Raw genomic sequence first — 23,000 nt, forward strand, 5'->3', positions numbered from 1 at the left:
ATGAGTATCCACAGTATCGCCGTGATCGGCGCCGGCACCATGGGCCGCGGAATCGTTCAGTTATTCGCCCAAGCCGGCCATTCGGTGCGTTGTTATGACGCTGTCGAGGGCGCCGCGCAGAGCGCCATCGAGTTTGTCCGTGACCTGATCGACAGGGCTGTTAGCAAAGAACGTTACAGCCGCGAGCAAGGCGACGCGATTATCGCGCGCATGTCCGCCTGCACACACATCGAAGACTTGGCCGGTTGCGACTTGGCTATTGAAGCGGTGGTGGAGGACCTCGGTATCAAGCGTGAGTTGTTCCGTGCCCTGGAAGCGGTGCTGGGTGATACGGCGATTCTGGCCAGCAATACGTCTTCGCTAATGATCGCTGATATCGCTGCCGGTTGCCGCCGTCCCGAACGCGTGGCCGGACTGCACTTTTTCAACCCGGTACCCTTGATGAAGGTCGTCGAAGTCATCGCCGCTGTGCGTACTGCGCCCGCCACAGTCGCTGCCTTGCAGTCAGTGGTAGTGGGGGCGGGTCACCGCGCGGTGGTGGCCGAAGACCAGCCGGGATTTCTGGTTAACCATGCCGGCCGTGGGCTATACACCGAAGGCTTGCGCATCCTCGAGGAGCAGGTGGCCTCGGTACAGGACATCGACACTTTGATGCGCGAAGCCGGTGGCTTTCGCATGGGCCCATTTGAGCTGCTCGACCTTACCGGGCTGGATGTTTCCGGCAAGGTGATGGAGTCCATCTACCAGCAGTTTTACCAAGAGCCGCGTTTTCGTCCATCGCCTCTGGTCGCGCCGCGCCTGGGTGCTGGCCTCTATGGACGCAAGACGGGTGAAGGCTGGTATCGCTACTGCGACAACCTCAAAAAACAGGTGGCACCTGCTCGGCCTGTTCCTGCGCTCAACCACGAGTTGTTGGTCTGGGTGGACCCGGCTGCCGACGACTACGAACGCCTGCAAGGTCTGGTGTTGGAGGTCGGCATGATGCTGCACCATCTACCTGATGAGGCGGATATATCGCTGGTGCAGTTCTGGGGCGATGACGTCTCGCGTTACTGCGCCGTGCACGGTCTCGACCCCACCCGAACGGTGGCCGTGGACCCGCTGCCTGGCCTGGAAAACCACCGTACCCTGATGCTCAGCAGCGTCACCCGTCCAGAGGTGCGCGATGCCGCCTGGGCGATGCTGACCGCACAAGACACACCAGTGACGGTGATCAACGACAGCTGCGGGTTCGTTGTCCAGCGAGTGTTGGCGACTATCGTCAATATCGCTGCCGATATTGTTCAACGGGGTATCGCCAGCGTCGCTGACATCGAAGATGCGGTGCGCCTTGGTCTGGGTTACCCGCAAGGACCGCTAAGCCTTGGCGATGCCATTGGTGGCAAGCGGGTGATGAACATTCTTACTCGCATGCATGAGCTCAGCGGTGACCCGCGTTACCGCCCCAGCCCCTGGTTGGCCCGGCGCGCGGCATTGGGGCTCTCGTTACTCACCGCAGAGACAGCGCGCGATGACTGAAATTGATATCGACTACTTGCGTGGCTGGGTAGGCCGCGAGCGTGTGCGTGAAGAACTGTTGGCGCCGTTCGCCGTCCAGGCGCTGAGCGCTACGCTGGATCGCGAACAGGTGCCTATGCAAGGCGAGACGCTGCCACCTACCTGGCAATGGCTGTACTTCAATGACTGCGCCCAGCGTACCAACCTGGGTGCTGACGGCCATGGCAGAACCGGAGGCTTCCTGCCACCGGTGCCCTTGCCTCGACGTATGTGGGCGTCGGGTGAGTTCATGTGTGAGCGACCATTGCGCATCGGCGAACTGGCCGAACAGCGCTCGGTGGTCACTTCTGTTGAGCTGAAGGAGGGAAAAACCGGGGCCCTGGTGTTTGTCAGCCTGGAACATCAGATCAGCCAGCGGGGACGACGCTGTCTCGTGGAGAAACAACACTTGGTCTACCGGGAAATGGCCAACGGCCCCAGCCCGTCGCTGCCCGGCGAGCCGGCGCCAGATGAAGCGGATGTCAAGCAGCCGTTTCAACCTGACCCGGTACTGCTCTTTCGCTACAGCGCGCTGACCTTCAACGGTCACCGCATTCACTACGATCGCGACTACGCCACGCGGCAGGAGCATTATCCGGCGCTGGTGGTGCATGGCCCATTGTTGGCGACCTTACTGGCCGAGCAGGTGACGATACAAATGCCCGAGGTACGGGTAAGCAGTTTTGGTTTTCGTGCTGTGCGCCCGGTGTTCGACACTGACCACTTATTGCTGTGCAGCAAACGCAGTGGCGATCGTGTTGATCTGTGGACGCAGAACCAGGATGGCTTTGTCACCATGATCGCCACCGCCAACGTGGAGGTGTCGCAATGAGTCGTGCATTCCCAATGTGGCGCTCGCTGCTGTTTGTCCCCGCACATATTGGCAAGTTCACTGAAAAAGCCCATGAGCGAAACGCTGATGCCTGCATCCTAGACCTCGAAGACAGTGTTGCTCCCGGGCAAAAGACACAAGCTCGCGACGCTGCCAGCAGCGCCGCACAGAACATCTCCAACCATGGCCTGGATGTATTGGTGCGTATCAATACGCTCGATAGCGGCGGGGTGTTGGATTTGCAGGCAATTGTCAGCCCAGCCGTTTGTGCCGTGGTGCTGCCCAAAGTGGCCTCTGCCGAGGTGGTGCGCCACGTGGCCTTGCAACTGGACCATTTGGAAACCGAGCGCGGTATGGTCGTGGGACAAACGCTGATCCTCGCGCAGATCGAAGACGTAGCGGCGTTGCCCTTACTGGATGAAATTGCCACGGCCTCGCCACGGCTGATGGGCATGAGCCTGGGCCCGGAAGATTTTTCCGTGTCCGCGGGAATGGAACCTGTGCCGGAAACGTTACTGTGGCCCAACCAGCAGGTGGCCTTTGCCTGCCGCCGCGCAGGAATTCTGCCCTTTGGTTTTCCAGGCTCGATTGCCGACTTCAGTGACATCCCACGTTTTCGTCAGACCCTCGTACTGGGGCGGCAGCTGGGAATGATCGGCGCCTTCTGCATTCACCCTGAGCAAGTGGCAGTGCTTAACGAGGTGTTTTCTCCTGGCGATGCCGAGGTTGAATACTCCGTCGCTCTGCTGGCTGAGTATGCCTGTGCCGAAGCCGAGGGGCGAGGCGCCTTTGCCTTCCGCGGCAAGATGATCGATGCGCCGATCGTCGCCCGTGCCCGAGAGCTGCTGACCCGCCACATGTCTGCCATTCACTGCCAACGACTGCCAGCTAAATAATGTTTGGAGTTCGACCTATGCTGCCAATTACCGCTACCAACGATTTGCTGGGCCTGCTGTTACAGTTGCGCGGCGTACTGGAGCAGGCCACCAGTGCCTTGGCTTCACGCTGCACCAAGGGCCAGCAATTGGATGCTGACCTGCTGGACCTGATGCAAGTACCGACTTTCGAACTCGCTTGGGCCAGTGCCGAATTGTTGGCCGCCGAGCGTTCATTGCAGGCCATTGATGCCGGTACTAGCGCGGTGGATCGACGCCTGATTTTGGTGTTTGCTGTGGAGGCCATCACCTTGGTGCGCAATCGCTTGGAGGCAATTTGTGCAGAGCTGGATCTGGCTGATAGCGCCCTGCATGCCATCGCGGCAGACCCTAGACTGCGTGCATTGCGTCGTAGTGTTTTATCGAGTGCTGCCCTGCATGACAGTGCGCGTTTAATGGCAGAACGTCCAGAGCAGATCGGTCAGGTGGCGATGGGGGACGAACTGTCGATGATTGAGGATCAGTTCCGCCGCTTCGCTACTGACACCGTGGCACCACTTGCCGAGCACATTCATCGCGAAGACCTCACCATCCCCGACAGCTTGCTGGCAGCCTTGCGCGATATGGGCGTCTTCGGGCTGTCCATTCCCGAGCAGTACGGCGGCAGCGCTCCAGACGATCAGGAAGATCCGTTAACCATGATTGTGGTCACCGAGGCCCTGTCTCAGGCTTCACTGGCTGCAGCAGGCAGCCTGATCACTCGTCCGGAAATTCTCTCGAGAGCGCTACTCAGCGGCGGCACTGAGTCCCAGAAGCAGCACTGGCTTGCGCGACTGGCTGTGGGAGAGCCGTTGTGCGCGATTGCAATTACCGAACCTGATTATGGTTCCGATGTGGCCAACCTGACCCTGCGAGGAACTCCCTGCGAGGGCGGCTGGCGCCTGAATGGAGCGAAAACCTGGTGTACCTTTGCCGGAAAGGCAGGGGTGCTGATGGTGGTCGCCCGTACTCATCCCGACAAAAAACTGGGGCACCGCGGCCTCAGTTTGTTGCTGGCGGAGAAGCCTAGTTACGACGGCCATGACTTTGATTTTCGTCAACCGGGGGGAGGGCGCCTTACTGGGCGGGCAATTCCTACCATCGGCTACCGTGGCATGCATTCGTTCGATCTGTCGTTCGAGGACTTCTTTGTGCCCGACGGTAATGTGATTGGCGAGACTCAGGGCCTGGGCAGAGGTTTCTACTACACCATGGCGGGGATGACAGGCGGGCGTATGCAAACGGCCGGACGGGCCAGCGGCGTGATGCGGGCGGCTCTATTGGCGGGGCTGCAATATGCGACGGAGCGCAAGGTGTTCGGAGCCCCACTGGCGGATTATCCGCTGACCGGCGCCAAGCTGACAAAAATGGCTGCACGTTATGTCGCCAGCCGTTATCTCACCTATTCGGTGGGACGCATGCTGGCTCAGGGCGAGGGCCGAATGGAAGCAAGCCTGGTGAAGTTGTTTGCCTGCCGCAGCGCGGAAATGGTGACGCGCGAATCCCTGCAGATTCACGGGGGCATGGGCTATGCCGAGGAAGTGGCGGTGAGCCGCTACTTTGTTGACGCACGGGTGCTGTCAATTTTTGAGGGCGCCGAAGAAACCCTGGCGTTGAAAGTCATTGGCCGCAGCCTGCTGGAAGCCGCACTGAAAGCCGAGGTCGCCTGATGAGCGAGGCAATTCTCAAGGGCATGCGCGTAATTGAGGTATCGGCCTTTGTCGCCGCTCCGCTAGGTGGCATGACCCTGGCGCAGATGGGGGCCGATGTGATCCGCGTCGACGGTCTCGACGGCGGCCTGGACTATCGCCGCTGGCCGGTCACCGACGACGACACCAGCTTGTTCTGGGCCGGTCTCAATAAAGGCAAACGCTCGGTGGCTATTGATATCAATCGCCCCGAGGGCCGTGAGCTGGCCCAGGCTCTGATCACTGCGCCGGGCACGGATGCCGGCATGCTGCTGACCAACTTTCCGCCCCGAGGCTGGCTGGACTACGACACCCTGCGTGCCCAGCGCGCGGACCTGATTCAGTTGACCATTCAGGGCGATCGACATGGCGGCTCGGCGGTTGATTACACGATTAATCCGCGCATTGGTTTGCCCTATCTCACCGGCCCCCAAGACGTCGATGGCGCGGTCAACCATGTGCTGCCAGCCTGGGATTTGATCACTGGACAAATGGCGGCCGTTGGGCTACTTGCTGCTGAGCGTCAGCGCAGCCGGCAGGGCATTGGTCAGCAGGTGAAGCTGGCTCTGGAAGATGTGGCGCTGGCAGTGATGGGCCATTTGGGCTTTCTTGCCGAAGCCCAGCGCGGCGTACAACGGCAACGCCACGGCAATGACTTGTTCGGCGCCTTTGGCCGCGACTTCGTGACCCGTGACGGGCAGCGCATTATGGTGGTTGGTCTGACCCTCAAACAGTGGCGCAGCCTCTGCGAGGTCACAGCTATCACCGAACAGGTGGCGGCCTTGGGTCGACACCTACAGGTCGATCTAAATCGCGAAGGTGAGCGTTTCCACGCCCGTGAGGCCTTGGCCTCATTGGTCAGCCCCTGGGTGGCGGAGCGCACCCTGGAAGAGATAACCGCCCTCTTTGAAGACAGCGGCGTGTGCTGGAGCCACTACCAGAGCATCAGCACACTGCTCGAAGAAGACCCGTCCTGCTCCGAGCAAAACCCCTTGTTCAAAATGCTGGAGCAACCCGGCATCGGCCAAATACTCACCCCCGGCATGCCCCTGCGTTTCAACGGCCACTACCGCACGCCGCAGCCGGCACCTCAATTGGGGGCTGATACCGAGGCGGTGTTGATGGACGTGCTGGGGTTGAGCAGTAGCGAGTTCGGCGCGTTGCATGACCAGGGATTGGTGCGTATCGCACATCGGTAGGGATGTGTCCGCGTCAACGTCGGGCGAGGATAACTGCAGGAGATCCAAACGACCATCTTGCTCATGGTTGTCAGGTCGTGCAGTCGTAAGAGAGCCCCCCAGTCATCGCCTGTCTTATTTCGCACGCGTCTCATGCAGACGATGCGCCGAATGGCCGTAGGGATCGTTGGAGAATACGCCAGGAAAAGGCAGCCCCGATCATCAAAACGCTGCATGACTGGATGTTGGCCCAGCGTGATCTGGTGCCCAACGGATCGGCAACAGCCAAATCCCTGGATCACAGCCTTAAACGCTGGATAGCGCTGACGCGCTACCTGGACGACGGGGCTGTGCCCATTGACAACAACCAAGTCGAAAACCAGATCAGGCCGTGGGCACTTGGGCGTTCCAACTGGTTGTTCGCCGGATCGCTACGCAGCGGCAAACGGGCGGCAGCAATCATGAGTTTGATTCAGTCTGCACGCATGAATGGGCATGATCCGTATGCATATTTGAAGGACGTGCTGATGCGGCTGCCGACGCAGCGGGCAAGCGAAATTACCGACTTGCTCCCTTTTCGCTGGGTCAAACAGGGAGGCTGATCGTTGGGAACATCCATCAAGCGGGAAGATAGCGATAGACCTTTGTTTCTCTAACAGAAAATCCTGCTCCCTCATATAAACGATGAGCAGATTCTCGATTTGGGTTAGACGTGAGATCCAGTGTTTTTGCGCCCAGAGCATGACTTCTTTCTACAGCTGCCTGAATGAGTGCTTTGCCGACCCCTTGTCCCCGGGCACCAGCATCCACAACAACGTCCTCGATCCACGCACGAACTCCTGTCGGAATACGGAAATGAATGAGGGTTAGCGCTCCCAAGATATTTTCTCCACCTGCCCCCTTTACGACTAATAAATCCGAGCATTCTGCACCTACGATCTGCTGCAATTCTTGCATTGTCATCGCCTTCGCATTCATGGAAAGCTGGGGGAGTAGGTCATTCAAAGACTTGAGCAATACCGGATTTGTCTCTCGAACCAACTCGATCAATATGGGTTGATTTGTCATTAGAGATCCTCGGATAGGGAGCAGTGGAGAAGGTAAGAAGTCTATCAAGACACGGCACCAAGCCTCACACCATGCGATCAGACAGATTGCAGTCTCAATATAGTACAGGCTACCCATGACCCGCTGGCTGACGTTGGACATCTCGCTGTTTGACAGCCACAGTCAAAGAAACCAGACGGGATGACCGGACGCTTACGATCGAAGAACATTGAGGACGGGTGCGCCATAGGCATCAAGCATCTTGGCAATGGCTCGTTGCCTCAGACCCCGACTCTTGTGACGTTGGACGCGTGATACGTCTTTTGATACTGAGTTCATGATTAAGCATGGACACTCTGTACCGGATTGGCTGGGTGCTGCTCTCGAGGTTTGCCGCCGCCCGTAGACTACTTCTGACCCGATTCACTCAGCCACTGCTCTGAGTCGCTGTTCGCTCGACCATCAATTTCTTTGTACATAAAGTTGCCCGATAGCAGCGTACTGACCCCTCGGGCTGGCAGGCTGGTACAAGTTGCATGGCTGCTATCGTCAAGACCCTCTAATTTTTTTGTGGTGAGATGGCTATATGCAAAACATTCTGCCTTTCACAACACATAAGCATAAAGAGGGTTCGATATGTGCAAGTTTCACCGTAGCGTGTTGTTGCTCTCCGCCCTGAGTACCATGAACTCAGGTGCTTGGGCCTACGAGTTATACTCCGATTCTGACACTACATTGAAATTGAATGTTCAAGGGGCTGTGGGTTTCTTTCATAGCGACGAAAGTTACAATCAGGGTGGCCCGATAAAACCAGGTTCAGTGGCATGGCAAGAGGGTTTTGTACGCTACGGGATGAGCGGAACTCAGGTCTTTCCAGGTTCTGCAAACACTTCGTTGTATGGAGAATTCAACTTGGTCAGCAATGCTACCTGGGGTGAGGGTGACGCAGCTGGCTATACCGATGGAACGGAGCGTCGTACGGCTGTTGACCGTGCCTACGTTGGCTGGCGCTCCGGGGATCTGTTTCCGGCCTTGGGCAAGGACGGCGTAGACTTCTCCGCCGGCAGCCAGAAGGTCAAGATTGGTGATGGGTTCATCATCAACGGTGATGGTCTGAGTGTGGGTAATAACTTCGCCGACGGTAGCCTTGATCGCGGAGGGGCCTACTATCTGACCGCCCGCAATGCCTTCGATCGGACAGCCTGGTTGCGCCTCGGTGGACAGGAGGGTTGGCGCGGGGATTTGATCTGGTTGAAGTCAGATAATGAAATCAAGGCCAAGCCTGAGCTCGGTATCGGTGTGCTTGAGCATGTAGCGCCTGAGGGTACGGTAGGTCTGACGTATATCAAAGGGTTAGGCGTTGATGACAAACTGGCGAATGCTTTCAGCAGGCAGCGCGACGGTTTGAAGGTCACCAGCTTGCGTGCCCAGGGTAACGCTGGGGTTAAAGACTTGTTCCTGTCCTTCGAGTATGCCCATGAAGAGAAAAGTCTGGGTGATGAACATGCTTGGTATGCCGAGGCGGGCTGGACGTTCTCCGCTGCACCTTGGCAGCCACGTCTCGGTTACCGCTACAGCCGCTATTCGGAAAACTACGATCCGCTGTTCAGTGGCTTCAGTCGGGGGTATGGAACCTGGTTCCAGGGCGAGGTGGCGGGTAATTACTCAGGTCCATTTCAGCGGAATGCCGCCATTCAGATGGTCAGCCTTGGCCTGACACCGCATCCTGATGTAGCGATGGGTGTACTTCTCTTCGATTTCAACACCCTCGACCCTGCTCAAGGCAACCTCGACGCTAAAGAGTTGGATCTTTACCTCGATTGGACCTTGGGACAGTTCACGGTCAGCCCGCTAGTAGGCTTGTATAAGCCGAAGAAGAGCGCAGAAGAGGGTGGGTCGCAACAGGGTAGCGATGACCTTAACCTTTACAGCCAGTTGGTCATCTCATTTGCATTTTAGTGATCGTCTCCTGCCGTAAAGACGTTAAACCATAAATACATTACGAATAGGATATATCCGATGCGTGCTCCCTTTTTTCGCTCCGCGCTGGCTGCGACAGTCGGTATAGCTGCTTCACTCAGCGTCTCGTGCGCGCTGGCCGCCTCCAGCGACCCTACCAAGCCAAATATTCTAGTTGTCGTTGCCGATGACATGGGCTACTCCGATCTTGGTAGTTTCGGAGGTGAGATAGAAACCCCGAACCTTGATTCCCTGGCAGCGTCCGGGGTGCAACTGACCAACTTCCAGGCTATGCCTGCCTGCTCTCCAACCCGTGCCGCGCTGCTGACAGGGGCGGACCCCCATCAGGTCGGTTTGGGCAATATGGCTGAAGAAACAGCACCTAACCAGGAAGGCAAAAAGGGTTACGAAGGGTATCTGAATGATCGGGCAGTCACGATCGCCTCCCTATTGCGCGATTCAGGCTATGACACGTACCTGGCAGGTAAATGGCATCTTGGAAGTACTGAGCAAACCACTCCGAACCAGCGCGGCTTTGAGCATTCCTTCAGTATGCTTAGCGGTGGTGCCAGTCACTTCCCGGACATGAAGCCTGCCTATGCACCTACGCCGGAAGCTAGGGCACCCTACGCGGAGGACGGCAAAATACTTAAAACATTGCCCGCGCAATTTACCTATTCCAGCCAGTACTACGCGGATAGGATGATCGACTATATAGCCGCAGATAAGGACAGTGGGCGTCCATTCTTCGGCATGATGGCCTTCACTGCGCCGCATTGGCCGTTGCAAGCGCCAGATGAGGCTGTGGCCAAATATCGAGGTCGCTACGACGCTGGTTATGATGCATTGCTCGAAGCCAGGCTGAGTAAGCAAAAAGCCTTGGGTCTGGTGCCGGCGGGTGCCGAACCGGCAGCCCGTTCCCCTAAAGGTCGGCCATGGAATAGCCTCACCGACGAAGAACGTAAGCGTGAAGCCCGTGCAATGGAAATCTATGCGGCGATGGTGGATCAAATGGACGTAAACACGGGGCGTGTCTTCGACTATCTGCGCAAAAATGGTCTGTACGACAATACGGTCGTTATCTTCATTTCTGATAACGGCGCGGAAGGCCACGACCTGGACGATACATGGCCAGGCGACAAATTTCCAAAGATCCGCAAGGTAATCGACGAGACTAACGACTTCAGTTTCGAACGCATGGGTAAGCCTGGTTCCTACACATTCCTTGGTCCTAACTGGGCTCGTGTGTCATCCCCGACCTTTAGCCTTTTTAAAGGTTTTCCGACCGAGGGAGGCACCCGTACTGCGGGTATCATCCGCATTCCGGGTATTGAATCGCACGGTAAAAAGCTCGACAAGCTGGTCAGCGTCAAAGATTTCGCGCCAACATTGTTAGAGCTGGCAGGTGTCAAACGTCCTGGAGTGCAGTACCAAGGCCGTGAAGTTGCACCGATGACGGGGACCTCGATCATACCGCTGCTCAAGGGGCAGAATGTGGCTGAGCGAACGGAGGCCGGTGAGTTGTTCGGTAAGCGCTTCGTACGTAAAGGCGACTGGAAGCTGGTGCATATGCCCAAGCCATGGGGTAATGGTGAGTGGCAGTTGTTCAACCTTCATACGGATCTGGCTGAGGCGCACGATCTCAGCGCAAAAGAGCCAGCTAGAGTGGCAGAACTAAAAAAGACGTGGGACCAGTACGCGCAGCAAAATCAAGTGGTCCTGCCGGATCAGGTTAGCGGCTATTGATTTACGCCTAAGCGGAACCAGCGGCGGATCTTCGCGGCTTCTACTCGATAAGAGATTGATCAATGCCTTACCGGGCCGTTCTAAAATGCTTGTGCTTGTTGCAAATTTTGTTGTCGACGCCCGGTATGGCAGCTTCGTCTCCTCCCGCACAAGCCTTTTCGGATGGTTATGTCGCTCAAGAGAGTTGCTCCGGCTGTCATCAGGCCGAGGCAAATGCATGGGCAGGTTCCCATCACAGTTGGTCCCTGCGGGAAGCTCGTGAGGGTAACGTTTTAGGGGACTTTAATGACGTCATTTTCAATGATGGCAATGGCATTGAGCTTCGGTTTTTCAGGCGTGGTGACCGCGTTTACGTTAATGCTGAGGACGAGCAGGGTAAACTCACCGACTTTGTGATCGCGTACACCTTTGGTTTCTATCCACTACAACAATACTTGATAGAGCGCCCTGGCGGGCGCTTGCAGAGTCTGACCGTAGCCTGGGATAGTCGTCCGCAGATGGCGGGCGGGCAGCGATGGTTTTCACTGTATCCTGGGCAACGGTTCAGCCCCAATGACGCACTGCACTGGACGGGTCGCTACCAGAATTGGAACGCCATGTGTGCAGACTGTCATTCTGGCAATTTGCGCAAAGGTTACGATGCTGCTGCGGATACCTACCAAACTACCTGGAGCGAAATGGCGGTGGGGTGCCAAAGCTGCCATGGTCCAGGTCAACGGCATATCGACTGGGCAACAAAGAGCGCCCAAGAAACTGAGCGTTCCGGTCCGGATGAGAAAGGGCTCGCCGTCGACTTCCATAACTCTCAGAAAGGTTACCTGGTTGAGCAATGCGCTCGCTGCCATAGCCGTCGCCAACCCCTTGGTAATGGTGGTCAGCCCGGCAAACCACTGCTTGATGCGATGCGCCCAGCGGTGCTTTCAGCAGGGCTCTATCATGCCGATGGGCAAATCCTCGATGAAGTCTTTGAGTATGGCTCATTCACTCAGAGCAAAATGTTTAACAAAGGCGTGACCTGCAGCAATTGCCATGAGCCCCACACAACGAAGCTGCGTGCTGAAGGCAACGACCTTTGCAAGGCATGCCACAATCCGGCAGGCAATCCACTATTTCCCAGTCTGATACCTAAAAATTACGATAATCCAGCACATCATCATCACGTGCCTGGCTCTCAAGGCGCGCAGTGCGTCAACTGCCATATGCCGACTCGTACTTATATGGGTGTAGATGAGCGACGCGACCACGCTTTGCGCATACCTCGCCCGGATTTGGATGCACAGACCGGATCGCCCGACGCTTGTACTGGCTGTCATAAAGGAGAAACCCCGGCCTGGGCGGCACAAGCGCTCGCAGGATGGAATTTCCGACCTCCCCTTGTTAAGCACTACGGCGAAGTCTTCGCTGCAGCTCGTCGCAACGATCCTGAGGTCCTCCCTCAATTAGCGAAGCTCATCACCGACACTACGCAGCCTGCCATCGTCCGGGCTACCGCGGTTGAGCTTGGCGCAAGTTACGGCTCGGCTTTAGATCGCAGTTTTATCGAAGCACTAAAAGACGACAGTCCAGAGGTTCGGCTGCAAGCAGCACGTAGTGTGGAGGCGCATTCACCCACACAGCGTTTGGAGTATCTGCTGCCATTGTTGCGTGATCCGATCCTGGCGGTCCGTGATCAGGCGGCTCGGGGGCTCGCCGACTATTACAATACTGGCTTGCAGCCGCCGTTACAGGACCTGCTTTCCTCTCAGCTCGCCGACCATGAGCAGCGCTTGGCGCGCGAGGCTGATCTGCCTGTGACAAGAGTGAACTTGGCGATACTGCAGGAGCGTCTGCATCGACCTGAAGACGCAAAGCACAACTACCGCCAGGCTCTTGTACAGGACGCACGTTTCGTACCGGCCCGTACGGGTCTTGTGCGTCTGCTGGTCATTCAAGGTCAGACCGTTGAAGCTGAACAGTTACTTCGCGCAGGACTGGCGTCACAGCCTCAGCAGCAGGAGCTTATCTTAACGCTTGGGCTTTTGCTCGCACAGCAGGGTAATGCTCCAGAGGCAATAGAATGGTTGCAGCGTGCCGACACTCCACGAGCGCATTACAACCTTGGTCTGCTTTTGAGCCGGATGGGGCGTCAGAAGGAGGCGAAAATATCATTGTTAAGAGGATTGGAGCAGGATCCCGCTAATCAGGATCTGCGCTACACGCTAGCGTACCTGAGTGCGCAAAACAACGAGTTGGATGACGCGCTTAAATATTGCGAAGGTTCTAACGATATGAGATGTCAGCGGCTATCCGATGCGATAAAGGCCCGTGGACAATGAACGCTCAGTAGTTCTATGGCCCTGTAACGGGTGAGCACTTCAACTGCGGCCTTGACCGCCGCGTAAACGCTTTATCCCGGCAATGTGAGTAAGCGGCCAGTGAACACACCTTGCTCAGATCAGGCAGGCATCCATTGATGCGCCAACAGTTGCTCGATCTCACTGGCTCGCTGCGTTGGCAGCCGCGTGAGCACATCCTTGAGATAAGCATACGGATCATGCTCATTGATGGGCGCCGACTGGATCAGGCTCATGATCGCCGCCGCCCGCTTGCCGTCCCTACCGCGACCATCAGTGCCGACTAGATCATCACTTCCAAACACGTTTATTTGGTCTCCAATACCATAGCGCTAAACTTCTCCCTCACGTCTCGTTCTGGCAGTCCATCTCCAATAATAATGAGCTGGGTAGACCGCAAGTTCCCGGGCCATGCCTCCAAGCTGGTTTCGGGAAAGAGATAATGCTCCACCCCTTGTACGATGATGGGCTTATCCGATTCCATTATGTTCAAAATCCCCTTCATTCTTAACAGCTTGTGGCTGTACGTCCGGGCCAGCCACCTTAGAAAAGAGATGGCGACGGCCCACTTGATCGGCTCGTCGGCACTTAAGCAGAAAGTATGCACCCCCTTGTGATTGTGCGTCGAAGTACTCACCGATAAAGATGGTTGGAAATGCGTAGGTCTAAGCCTTAGAAGCATCTCTTTTGCCAATGGCTGCTGTTGGTTCTCAAGCAGTAACGAAAAAATATCCTGTTGAACGCGACCATTTGTAATGGGTTTATCTGGGTACAATTCGCGCAGCTTTTTAGTAATACCTACAAGGGTATCGGTACTCACCAGATCTGTTTTTGTCAGTACCAGGTGATCGGCGATACCTATTTGTCTGTCTCGCTCTACCCGAGGCCGATGCTCCAGCGCACCTATCTGGCAATCCACCGTGGTCACTACTGCCTGAAGTCTAAATCTTGAAACGAGGCCTTCATCACCAAGCAACAGCTTCACCAGTGGAACAGGATCTGCCAACCCCGTCGTTTCGACAATCACACGATTAAAGTTTGGTAACACTCCGCTTTCACGTCGGTTAAACAGTGACTTGAGGGTGTCCCCAAACTCAGATTTCATAGTACAGCACACACATCCGCTTTTAAGGAGTACGGCATCGTCGTCGAGCGTTCCGACCAGTAGGTGATCCAACCCAACCTCACCGATTTCGTTGATGATGACGGCGGTGCGCGCCATGCGTGTGTCGGCGAGAAGCTCGCGGAGCAATGTCGTTTTACCGCTGCCAAGGAAACCGGTCAGAAGTGTGACCGGTATACGGTCATGGGTGGTCAGGTTGGTCACCATATTCTCCTAATTCACGCCGATTCCAGTGAGTAGACTTCTTCCCCACAGATGAAAGTTTTGAGTACTTTCGTCTCCGCTATTTCGGCGGGAGAGGCCTCGAATATAGGCGTGTCCAACACAATGAATGTCGCCTCTTTACCAATCTCCAAAGAGCCCCGTTGATCTGATCGACCGACAGCAATGGCGCCATTTATGGTTAACATTTCCACTCCGAGTTCAAGAGAAACGCTTTCATCTCCATGCTCCAATACCCCTGCAAGCGCCGGGAATAACGTTGGAGTAGGAGGTAATAGCCAGTCCGTGCCGATCGTCATCAAAGCGCCGTTCTCGTACAGGGTGCGAAAATCGTAAGCCCTACCCAATGCTTCTTGATACTGCGGAATATGCCAGATCGCCGGAGACATTTCGGCCACAACGCCTAGATCTGCGAAGCGCTTGCGATCCCGCTCAGAAATATAGTGGGCATGAGCGATGTCGTGGTATTGGCCTGGGGCTCGAGGTACATGCGATGTGCGTTCGTAGTTATCGAGTCCAATTCGGGCAGAACCGTACCCAGTGCAATGGGACTTAACAATAAGACCCTCAGCAGTCCAGTCCGCAATCCGTTCGCTCAGTTCATCTGGATCTAATAAGAGGTTGTATGTGATCGGTTGGTCAGTCACCGGATCAAGCGGTACATGGCTGAAAACGGGTGCCATGGAGGTCCCATCAAGTAAAACCTTGATAGCGTTCACGTCAACCCTTGGGCTTGCATACATAGCGCGATTCGCAATCACTGCATCCTGGCCGGCCTTATTGCAGCCCGCAAGCATTTCCGAGCCCCATGGTATGTGACATGTCAGGTTCAGAGTGAGCTGTCCACGGGAATCCAAAGCTTTCGCTGCTTTCAAAAACGCTTCGTTTGCTGAAGCCTCCTGAACCGACGTGATTCCATGCTCATTACAAACCAACGCCGCCACTTTAAGAGCTTCTACGTTCTCTTCAAGAGAACTTTGAGGAGCGGCGCGGTGTACAACCCCCCAAGCTTGCTCACGGAGAATTCCGTTCAGTTCCCCGGTATCCTCATCACGCCCAATAACGCCACCGGGAATTGGAGGGGAATTTTTATGCAATCCGGCGGCGGCGAGAGCGGCGCTATTCGCCATCGCATTGTGGTAGGAAAAATCGTGTAGCACGATAGGTACACTGGGGAGGACATTATCCAGCCATTCCAACGTCAGGATTTCAGTGGTCAAGACTAATGGATTGTAAACGCTAGCCGTAATCCATTTACGATGTGAGTTTTTTGTCCAATAAGCCCGGAGCTGTGAGGCAAGCTCATCTAGGGTCTGTGGGTCGTCCAGTTGGCACTGAAACCCCAGTCTGCGTGCCGCCGCCCAGATCAAATGGCTATGGGCATCGTGCAGTCCAGGAATGATTGTCTTACCCTTGAGGTCGACATTTACAGTTTGAGCATTTGCTAGAGCATTGATCTCGGTCACGTCCCCGATAGCCAAGATTTTTCCATCATTTACCAGCATCGCCTCAGCCCTAGGCTGATTCTTATTAACCGTCCAGATTTTTGCGTTGTAGTAGAGAGTTGACATGGTTACTCCTTTCAGACTTTTGACGTAAGTTCAGTTGAGATGCGAGGCGGATGCGCTTTTATCAGGTAGACGATGATCCCGGCCACGGTCGAACAGGTCGCAGAGATCACGAACACTGGCGCGAGGCTGTCTCCTACTATGACGCTGGCGATTAGTGTCGGGGCCAGAGCAACCGCTAGGCATTGAGTGACGCCCATATACCTAACGTAGATATAGTTTGGATCGTTTGCGGCGATGTGCGCCATGTAATACGAAAGCGCAAGCATCCATCCTACGTTCATTACAAACAGCGAAGTCATCAGTCCGTTTGTAGTGACACTTGACGTAGCTAAAATTACGGTCGGGACGGCGATTAAAATACAGCCGATTAGAATGAAAGGCTTCCTACCCCAAGTATTGCCAACTAAGGCGGCGAAACCGGCTCCAGGCAAACCTCCTAATAGACCAATACCAAATGCCCAGCCAATGTCCACCTCGGAAATCCCTTGAGCCATACCAATGTTACCAACGTATCCCCACAGGGAAAATATAGCCACCTCTAAAAGGAACATACCCAACATGGCAACGCCGCCATCAAATTGCGTACCTTGTCCTAATAATGTTGAAGACGAAACACTCTGTTGGAGGCGAAAAAGATACTGGCTTAAAAAAGCGCCAGCGACAGTGATCATGACAAACCATATCCCGATAGAGTAAATAGCAGTTTTTGCACTGTAGTACTCAACGATGACTGGGTACAAAATGGCGTACCCGCAGAAGACCAATGTTTGCAGTGCTAGCGTTATGCCATATGAGCGCTCTTGACCTTTGATCAATCCTAGATAGTAGATAGCCAAGCTGAATGCCAGTCCCGCACCGCATCCCGCCATAAATCTTGAAGCCAGGACTACCTGGAAGTTAGCAAACTGGGCGGATACTGTGTTAAAAATGAGTGCAATTAATCCAGCGCAGATGAAAAGAATGGCAGGTTTAATACGCTTGGCTAGCGAGGCACAAACTACGGTGCCGAGCAGCATGCCATAGCTTTCCGCAGAAATAATCCAGCCCTGTTCGGAAAGATCTAGATTGCGTATCGCCGCAAGCGACCCAATGAACATCGGAAGAATACCAAGAACAATGATTGCAATGGTTGCAATCCATATGAGTAGCAGTCGATCACGGTTTACATTGGAGGCGTGATGGTTGTGCATGATGCACCTGTTTGGTTTTGGCGTTGGAGGGATGGTCTGATCAGTATTTATACGCAACCCAGAACTCAAGTGCGCTGAAGGTTTCATCACCCAATGCTTGCTTCGCACCGGACAACGGCTGCACCCAATTGAAAGAAACGAAAGAATAGATGGAAGGGGTGGGGGTCCATTCCAAGTACAGACCTGTCTCATTTGCAAAGTTTTTATTTGTCACTGGCGTGCCAAAGTAATTACTTTCCGCCAGCTCAAAGTGATGGTGTTGGGCACCAACCGAAAAAACTTCGTTGAGCTTCATTCTGCCGCGGAGAGTACTGACCTTTGCGTTACTGTTGTACAGCACATAGTTGCCGACAACTTCCCCAATCAACCATTGTCCCCAGTCAGTGTATCCCTTCGTGCTAGGGTCAAAGCTTCGCTTGGTGTTATCGCCCGGATCGTCATCGCCTGAAAAATACGCATAGCGATATCCAATCGAGGGCGCAGACGGCATGGAAAACGTATAGTCCAACGATCCGTACCAAGCTTTGGCATCGTATTTGATTCCGTCTCCGCTGCCTTTCTCCAATGCATACTCTGCGTTGTAGACTAGGCCAGGAAGACCAGGAATACTGCCTTTGAGCGCGCGTAAGTTGTAAACGTTTTGACCATTTCGTTGTGACGAGAGGGCGGAAAGCTCCGACTCCATTGTGTCGACTTTGTAAGCCATTGCTCCTAGCACGACGTTTGGCAATTGCCAGTCAGCGTTTAGACCTTGGAGCCTAAAGTCACCCGCATGTCCGTCTGTGCGAAGAGAAAAAGCCTGAGCACTGACATGGCTACCTGTCCAGTTGAGAACGACAGAGTCCCGGTAGGCCGTTCTGGGCGCGCTGTAGTAGGCGCCGTCACCAAATGCATCCACATTCCCATCACCAATAAGGAACATGTTCCCTACAGCGAAGTTTTGGTTACCAACGGTCAGCTTCCAATCTCCGACTTGCACGCCACCATATAACTCCTCTAGGGCAGTGTTGTTGGCGCCGTTGCGGGTGTAGCCCCCTGGGTCAGCCCCACCTTGTGTGGTAGCTGCAACGATGGAACCTCCGGCCAATAGGGTGATGTCTGGGTTGACGCTATATTCCATTGTTACGCCTGGCTTTACCGAGAACTCTTGCCAGGAATGGTTTTGCCCGGTCGGTTTGCCTGACCGGATATCGAATGCGCCAGCACCAAAGTTGGCGTTTTTTGAAGAAACCGAGGCCGCCAGTGCGGATAGGGTGAAATCAGCCTTGAAATCGCCTTCTTGGATTTGGTAACCGGCAAAGGCGGTTCCAGAAAGCGTCAGGCCAACGCCATACGATAGACAAGTGAGGCCGTAGGTACGTGCGAACCTATGCATTTGTGGCTCCTGTGTATTTGATTTTTTTGTTCAACAGGGCAGTGAGGAAGCTCCGAGTTCGAGATCGTCCTGATCAGATGTAGCTCGGCGTAGCTGTTTGTCTTGGGAGGTGAACCTCCCGGAGCTATGAGGCCTGAATCGGCCTCTGCGAGGCTCACCCATCTCCGTAGCGGGGGCCGTGAATTTATTTTTGCCATCAAAAAATATTTTTGTAAAGAAAATAATTTGAATAAAAAATAAAACTACCCTAATCTACGATCATCTGAAGAGAGGACAGTCATGACGGGGTTGAGAGAGCGACAGAAGGCGCAACGTCGGCAGGTGATTGCCGACGCCGCGCTGGCCGTATTCAGTGAGGTCGGATTTTCAGCAGCGACGCTTGACCAGATCGCCATTCGGGCCGGCGTGTCCGCGCCTACCGTAGTGAACTACTTTGGGGGCAAGCAGGAGATTTTGCTTGAGCTTCTCAAAGCGCCGGATGCGGTAGCAATCCAGCGCCTAAGGCTTCGTGCCGAAAAAGCCAGTAGTTTGCTGAACGCGCTTTGCGAAATTGATACAGAGGTCGCTGTACTCCAGCTGGAAGCATTTCCACCTAAATTGTGGGCTGAAATTGCACCAGCCCTTTTAGCAGGAGAGCTGCAGTACATTTTCAACATTTGGAATGAAGTCTTGCTGTCTGAGGTCAAGCTGATTTTGCAATATTACCAGCGTTCAGGCCTGTTCAAACCAGAGGTGAGCATTGACGTGGCGCTGCGCATTATCAGTGATCTTAGCAATATGGCATTCGCCCGCCTTGTCACTCAACCTGAGCCTGACTTGGTGGGGCATGCCGTCCAGATGCGCGCTACGTTTGAGGCCATTTGTGCTGGACTGGAAGCGGTTGGCCACTCTGGTCTGACACTTTCCTCTAAAAAGAAAAGCACTGCTGCAGGTTCCAATTTAGAGGCTAAAAACTGATAACCGCTTTTTGAGGTTTAGGAGCCTTGGTTCGATCCAAGTTCTGCACTCGTTAATCGCCCTTGTAGAGCAGAAGCGATGATGACCATGATCTAGTGGAAGTCTCCACAGTGATCTGCGGCTCAGTAAGCATGGGACAAGGCCACAAGCCAGATGGACTTAGCACCAAGCAACGGCTGAACGCTTGTGACGACCTGTTCGCCAATCGGCTTGATGGAATGCGCTCGTATGAAAGGCTAGCTAGTCATTAGGCCATTAGGAAGAAGTATATCTAACACTGAAGTATTTAACATGCCCAGTTGCATCGCAGGCCGTCGAACCACAAGAGATGTACACAAGGAAGCTTTTATATAGCCTCGATCGATAAATTTACTAATTCCACCATTCTTGCTCAATGGTCACAATCAAACAAAACGACGAGGCTCCTGTTATGTCTTCAAAGGAATATTGGAAAACATTGGTCCATAGCCAAAAATTCGCCAGTCACGCATGGATTGGAGGGCAAGGCACAGTTTCGCCCAATACATTTGAAAGCATAAATCCTGCTACCGGACAGACGCTTGCTCACGTCATCAATTGTGGGGAGGTGGAAGTCAATCAAGCAGTCGAAGGCGCCCGAGCAGCATTCAACTCAGGTGTATGGTCTTCTTGCAGTCCGGTCGAACGGAAGCAGGTGCTGTTGCGATTGGCTGATCTGATAATTGAGCACAGAGAAGAGCTCGCGCTTCTCGAGTCAAGCTGCATGGGCAAACCCATTTCTGACGCTATGAACATCGATGTTCCAGGTTCGGCAAATGTTTTTCGCTGGTATGCGGAAAGCCTAGACAAGCTGTACGGCGAAACCGCACCTTCGGCGCCTAATGTATTGGCTACGATCACCCGCGAACCACTGGGCGTGATCGGTGCGGTAGTGCCATGGAATTTCCCGCTGGACATGGCGTCGTGGAAGATTGCGCCGGCATTGGCTGCTGGTAACTCTGTCGTATTAAAACCTGCAGAACAATCACCATTCTCCGCCATTCGACTGGCTGAATTGGCAACGGAAGCGGGCGTGCCCTCTGGTGTGTTCAACGTAGTTCCTGGTTTAGGAGAAACGACTGGACGGTTGGTTGGGCTACATAACGATATTGATTGCCTGGTTTTCACCGGCTCCACACAAGTGGGAAAAAAGTTCATGGCGTACTCGTCACAGTCCAACCTGAAGCAAGTATGGCTGGAGTGCGGTGGTAAGAGCGCCAATCTCGTCTTTGCTGATTGCGAAGATCTTGAGCTCGCCGCCGAGAAAGCTGCCTTTGGCATCTTCTTCAACCAAGGGGAAATCTGTTCTGCAAACTCTCGATTGTTGGTGGAGCGGAGTATCCACGATAAATTCGTCGCGCTGCTGAAAGCTAAGGCTGCCCTTTGGATGCCCGGTGACCCGCTGGACCCCACAAGCCCCGCTGGTGCAATTGTCGACGCAAAGCAAACAAGCAACATTCTCGAACACATCGAAATCGCGAAGGCCCAGGGTGCAACACTTGTTTGTGGAGGGCAAAGCGTTGAAATCAACAATTCCAGCAACTTCATTGAGCCGACTATTTTCACAGACGTGAATCCGTCTATGACCTTAGCCACCGAAGAGGTCTTTGGCCCTGTGCTCGCGGTCATACCGTTCGACACGGAAGATGAGGCAGTGGAGATTGCGAACTCGAGCGTTTATGGGCTGGCCGCCTCAGTTTGGACGGACAATCTGAACCGCGCCCACCGTGTAGCTAAAAAACTTCGTGCGGGGACCGTATCGGTAAACACCGTTGATGCGTTGGACGTGACGATACCTTTCGGTGGATTCAAACAGTCGGGCTTCGGGCGCGATCTATCTCTGCATTCTTTTGAGAAATATACCCAGTTGAAAACCACGTGGTTTCAATTGCGCTAAGCAGCGCCAGGAGAGATGAAATGACCAAACCGATACGCACTACAAGCGACTATCAGAAGCTCGATGCCGCACACCATATCCATGCCTTTCTAGACCAGAAGGTGCTAAACGATAAAGGCGCACTGGTAATCGAACGTGGAGATCGTTTGCATCTGTGGGACACTCAGGGAAAACGGTACCTTGACGGCATGTCTGGCCTGTGGTGTACGAACCTGGGTTACGGGCGTAAGGATCTCGCAGACGTTGCCCATCGTCAGCTTCAAGAGCTGCCATACTACAACCTGTTTTTCCAAACCACTCACCCTAGAGTGAATGAGCTGTCCGAGCTGCTCTTTAGTCTCCTGCCAAACCGCTACAGTCACGCGATTTATACAAACTCCGGCTCCGAGGCAAACGAGGTACTGATTCGCACAGTGCGCCGTTACTGGCAGATCCTGGACAAGCCCGAAAAAAGCATCATGATCGGACGCTGGAATGGATATCACGGCTCCACTCTGGGCAGCACAGCCCTAGGGGGCATGGGTTTCATGCACGAGATGGGTGGCATGCTCCCAGGCTTCGCTCATATTGGTGAACCCTACTGGTACGCCCGAGGCGGCGAACTCGACGAGCAGGCCTTTGGCCTGAAAGCAGCGGCTGAGCTTGAAACGAAGATCCTTGAACTCGGGGCAGAAAAGGTAGCGGCCTTCGTTGCTGAACCATTCCAAGGCGCAGGCGGCATGATTTTTCCTCCGGCGAGTTATTGGTCCGAGATCCAGCGGATCTGCCGCAAATATGATGTCCTTCTTTGCGCAGACGAAGTGATCGGTGGTTTTGGTCGTACTGGCGAATGGTTTGCTCACGAACATTTTGGCTTTGAACCGGACACCCTCTCTATCGCTAAGGGACTGACCAGCGGATACATCCCGATGGGGGGTCTGGTTCTGAGCAAAACGATAGCGGAGGTGCTGGTCGAAAAAGGCGGTGTTTTCGCAAGTGGCCTGACTTATTCTGGCCATCCCGTGGCCGCTGCTGTTGCTATAGCGAACATCCTGGCTTTGCGCAATGAAGGGATTGTCACCCAAGTTAAAAACGACACGGGCCCGTACCTTCAGAAAATCTTGCGTGAGGCATTCAACAATCATCCGCTGATTGGCGACGTGCAAGGGGTGGGAATGGTTGCTGCTCTGCAATTTGCTGAAGAAAAATCATCTCGCAAACGGTTTGAAGCGGAGAACGATATCGCCTGGCACTGCCGGACTGTCGGTTTTGAAGAGGGTTTGATTATCCGCTCAACCTTGGGGCGGATGATCATGGCGCCTGCTTTGATCGCTAACCATTCTGAGCTTGATGAGTTAGTAGAGAAAACTCTCCGGGCAGTGAACCGCACGGGCCAGGAACTCAATCTGATCTAGCTATTGCCGAGCCTCAGCTT

The 23,000-nt window shown here is 54.5% G+C and carries 16 protein-coding genes and 2 pseudogenes; 12 read left to right on the forward strand and 6 right to left on the reverse strand.

Annotated features, from left to right (window positions below):
- The 6 genes and pseudogenes from BLU76_RS28530 to BLU76_RS28555 all read left to right on the forward strand — a co-directional run.
- Complete coding sequence (locus BLU76_RS28530) at positions 1-1,518, forward strand: 3-hydroxyacyl-CoA dehydrogenase (protein ID WP_092225456.1); 1,518 nt, start codon at positions 1-3, stop codon at positions 1,516-1,518.
- Positions 1,511-2,368 carry an HTD2 family dehydratase gene (locus BLU76_RS28535; RefSeq protein WP_092225458.1) on the forward strand — a complete coding sequence of 286 codons (858 nt, stop codon included), beginning with the start codon at positions 1,511-1,513 and terminating at the stop codon, positions 2,366-2,368. The genes BLU76_RS28530 and BLU76_RS28535 overlap by 8 nt, the downstream gene beginning before the upstream one ends.
- On the forward strand, positions 2,365-3,264 hold the full coding sequence (locus BLU76_RS28540) for an HpcH/HpaI aldolase/citrate lyase family protein (protein WP_218190256.1): 900 nt from the start codon (positions 2,365-2,367) through the stop codon (positions 3,262-3,264). The genes BLU76_RS28535 and BLU76_RS28540 overlap by 4 nt, the downstream gene beginning before the upstream one ends.
- A gap of 17 nt (positions 3,265-3,281) precedes the next feature.
- Positions 3,282-4,952, forward strand: a complete 1,671-nt coding sequence (locus BLU76_RS28545; RefSeq protein ID WP_092142460.1) for an acyl-CoA dehydrogenase family protein — start codon at positions 3,282-3,284, stop codon at positions 4,950-4,952.
- Entirely contained in the window at positions 4,952-6,169 is a 1,218-nt protein-coding gene (locus BLU76_RS28550; RefSeq protein ID WP_092225460.1) for a CoA transferase, read from the forward strand. Before BLU76_RS28545 ends, BLU76_RS28550 begins: the two co-directional genes overlap by 1 nt.
- Positions 6,170-6,330: 161 nt before the next feature.
- Positions 6,331-6,750: pseudogene (locus tag BLU76_RS28555) on the forward strand (transposase); the annotation flags it as partial.
- 16 nt (positions 6,751-6,766) lie between these two features.
- On the opposite strand, the gene BLU76_RS28560 reads toward BLU76_RS28555, so the two are convergent.
- A complete protein-coding gene (locus tag BLU76_RS28560) occupies positions 6,767-7,216 on the reverse strand; it encodes a GNAT family N-acetyltransferase (RefSeq protein ID WP_092225462.1) in 450 nt (149 codons plus the stop codon).
- A gap of 615 nt (positions 7,217-7,831) precedes the next feature.
- Here BLU76_RS28560 and BLU76_RS28565 point away from each other — a divergent pair.
- The 3 genes from BLU76_RS28565 to BLU76_RS28575 all read left to right on the forward strand — a co-directional run bounded on the left by BLU76_RS28565 (position 7,832) and on the right by BLU76_RS28575 (position 13,215).
- A complete protein-coding gene (locus tag BLU76_RS28565; protein ID WP_072339363.1) occupies positions 7,832-9,154 on the forward strand; it encodes an alginate export family protein in 1,323 nt (440 codons plus the stop codon).
- 60 nt (positions 9,155-9,214) lie between these two features.
- On the forward strand, positions 9,215-10,900 hold the full coding sequence (locus tag BLU76_RS28570; protein WP_072339361.1) for an arylsulfatase: 1,686 nt from the start codon (positions 9,215-9,217) through the stop codon (positions 10,898-10,900).
- 125 nt (positions 10,901-11,025) lie between these two features.
- Positions 11,026-13,215 (forward strand): tetratricopeptide repeat protein, encoded by a 2,190-nt coding sequence (locus BLU76_RS28575; protein ID WP_170867335.1) that lies wholly within the window; start codon positions 11,026-11,028, stop codon positions 13,213-13,215.
- A 119-nt stretch (positions 13,216-13,334) separates the two neighbouring features.
- On the opposite strand, the pseudogene BLU76_RS28580 reads toward BLU76_RS28575, so the two are convergent.
- The 5 genes and pseudogenes from BLU76_RS28580 to BLU76_RS28600 form a co-directional block, all read right to left on the reverse strand.
- Positions 13,335-13,505, reverse strand: a pseudogene (locus BLU76_RS28580) (transposase domain-containing protein); the annotation flags it as partial.
- A gap of 35 nt (positions 13,506-13,540) precedes the next feature.
- Positions 13,541-14,560: a CobW family GTP-binding protein gene (locus tag BLU76_RS28585; protein ID WP_170867336.1), complete on the reverse strand. Its 1,020-nt coding sequence runs from the start codon at positions 14,558-14,560 to the stop codon at positions 13,541-13,543.
- A gap of 14 nt (positions 14,561-14,574) precedes the next feature.
- A complete protein-coding gene (locus BLU76_RS28590; protein WP_092225468.1) occupies positions 14,575-16,149 on the reverse strand; it encodes an amidohydrolase in 1,575 nt (524 codons plus the stop codon).
- A gap of 11 nt (positions 16,150-16,160) precedes the next feature.
- Complete coding sequence (locus BLU76_RS28595) at positions 16,161-17,339, reverse strand: MFS transporter (RefSeq protein ID WP_072339350.1); 1,179 nt, start codon at positions 17,337-17,339, stop codon at positions 16,161-16,163.
- A 40-nt stretch (positions 17,340-17,379) separates the two neighbouring features.
- Complete coding sequence (locus BLU76_RS28600; RefSeq protein ID WP_092225470.1) at positions 17,380-18,714, reverse strand: alginate export family protein; 1,335 nt, start codon at positions 18,712-18,714, stop codon at positions 17,380-17,382.
- Between the two features lie 279 nt (positions 18,715-18,993).
- On the opposite strand from BLU76_RS28600, the gene BLU76_RS28605 reads away from it, so the two are divergent.
- From BLU76_RS28605 to BLU76_RS28615, 3 genes are all read left to right on the forward strand, one after another.
- Complete coding sequence (locus BLU76_RS28605) at positions 18,994-19,671, forward strand: TetR/AcrR family transcriptional regulator (RefSeq protein WP_072339346.1); 678 nt, start codon at positions 18,994-18,996, stop codon at positions 19,669-19,671.
- A gap of 430 nt (positions 19,672-20,101) precedes the next feature.
- Positions 20,102-21,586, forward strand: a complete 1,485-nt coding sequence (locus BLU76_RS28610) for an aldehyde dehydrogenase (RefSeq protein WP_072339926.1) — start codon at positions 20,102-20,104, stop codon at positions 21,584-21,586.
- A gap of 20 nt (positions 21,587-21,606) precedes the next feature.
- A complete protein-coding gene (locus tag BLU76_RS28615) occupies positions 21,607-22,980 on the forward strand; it encodes an aspartate aminotransferase family protein (RefSeq protein ID WP_092225472.1) in 1,374 nt (457 codons plus the stop codon).
- The last annotated feature ends 20 nt before the right edge of the window (positions 22,981-23,000 follow it).

Origin of the sequence: Pseudomonas sp. NFACC08-1, assembly GCF_900106735.1 — a bacterium.
Lineage (GTDB): Bacteria > Pseudomonadota > Gammaproteobacteria > Pseudomonadales > Pseudomonadaceae > Aquipseudomonas > Aquipseudomonas fluorescens_Q.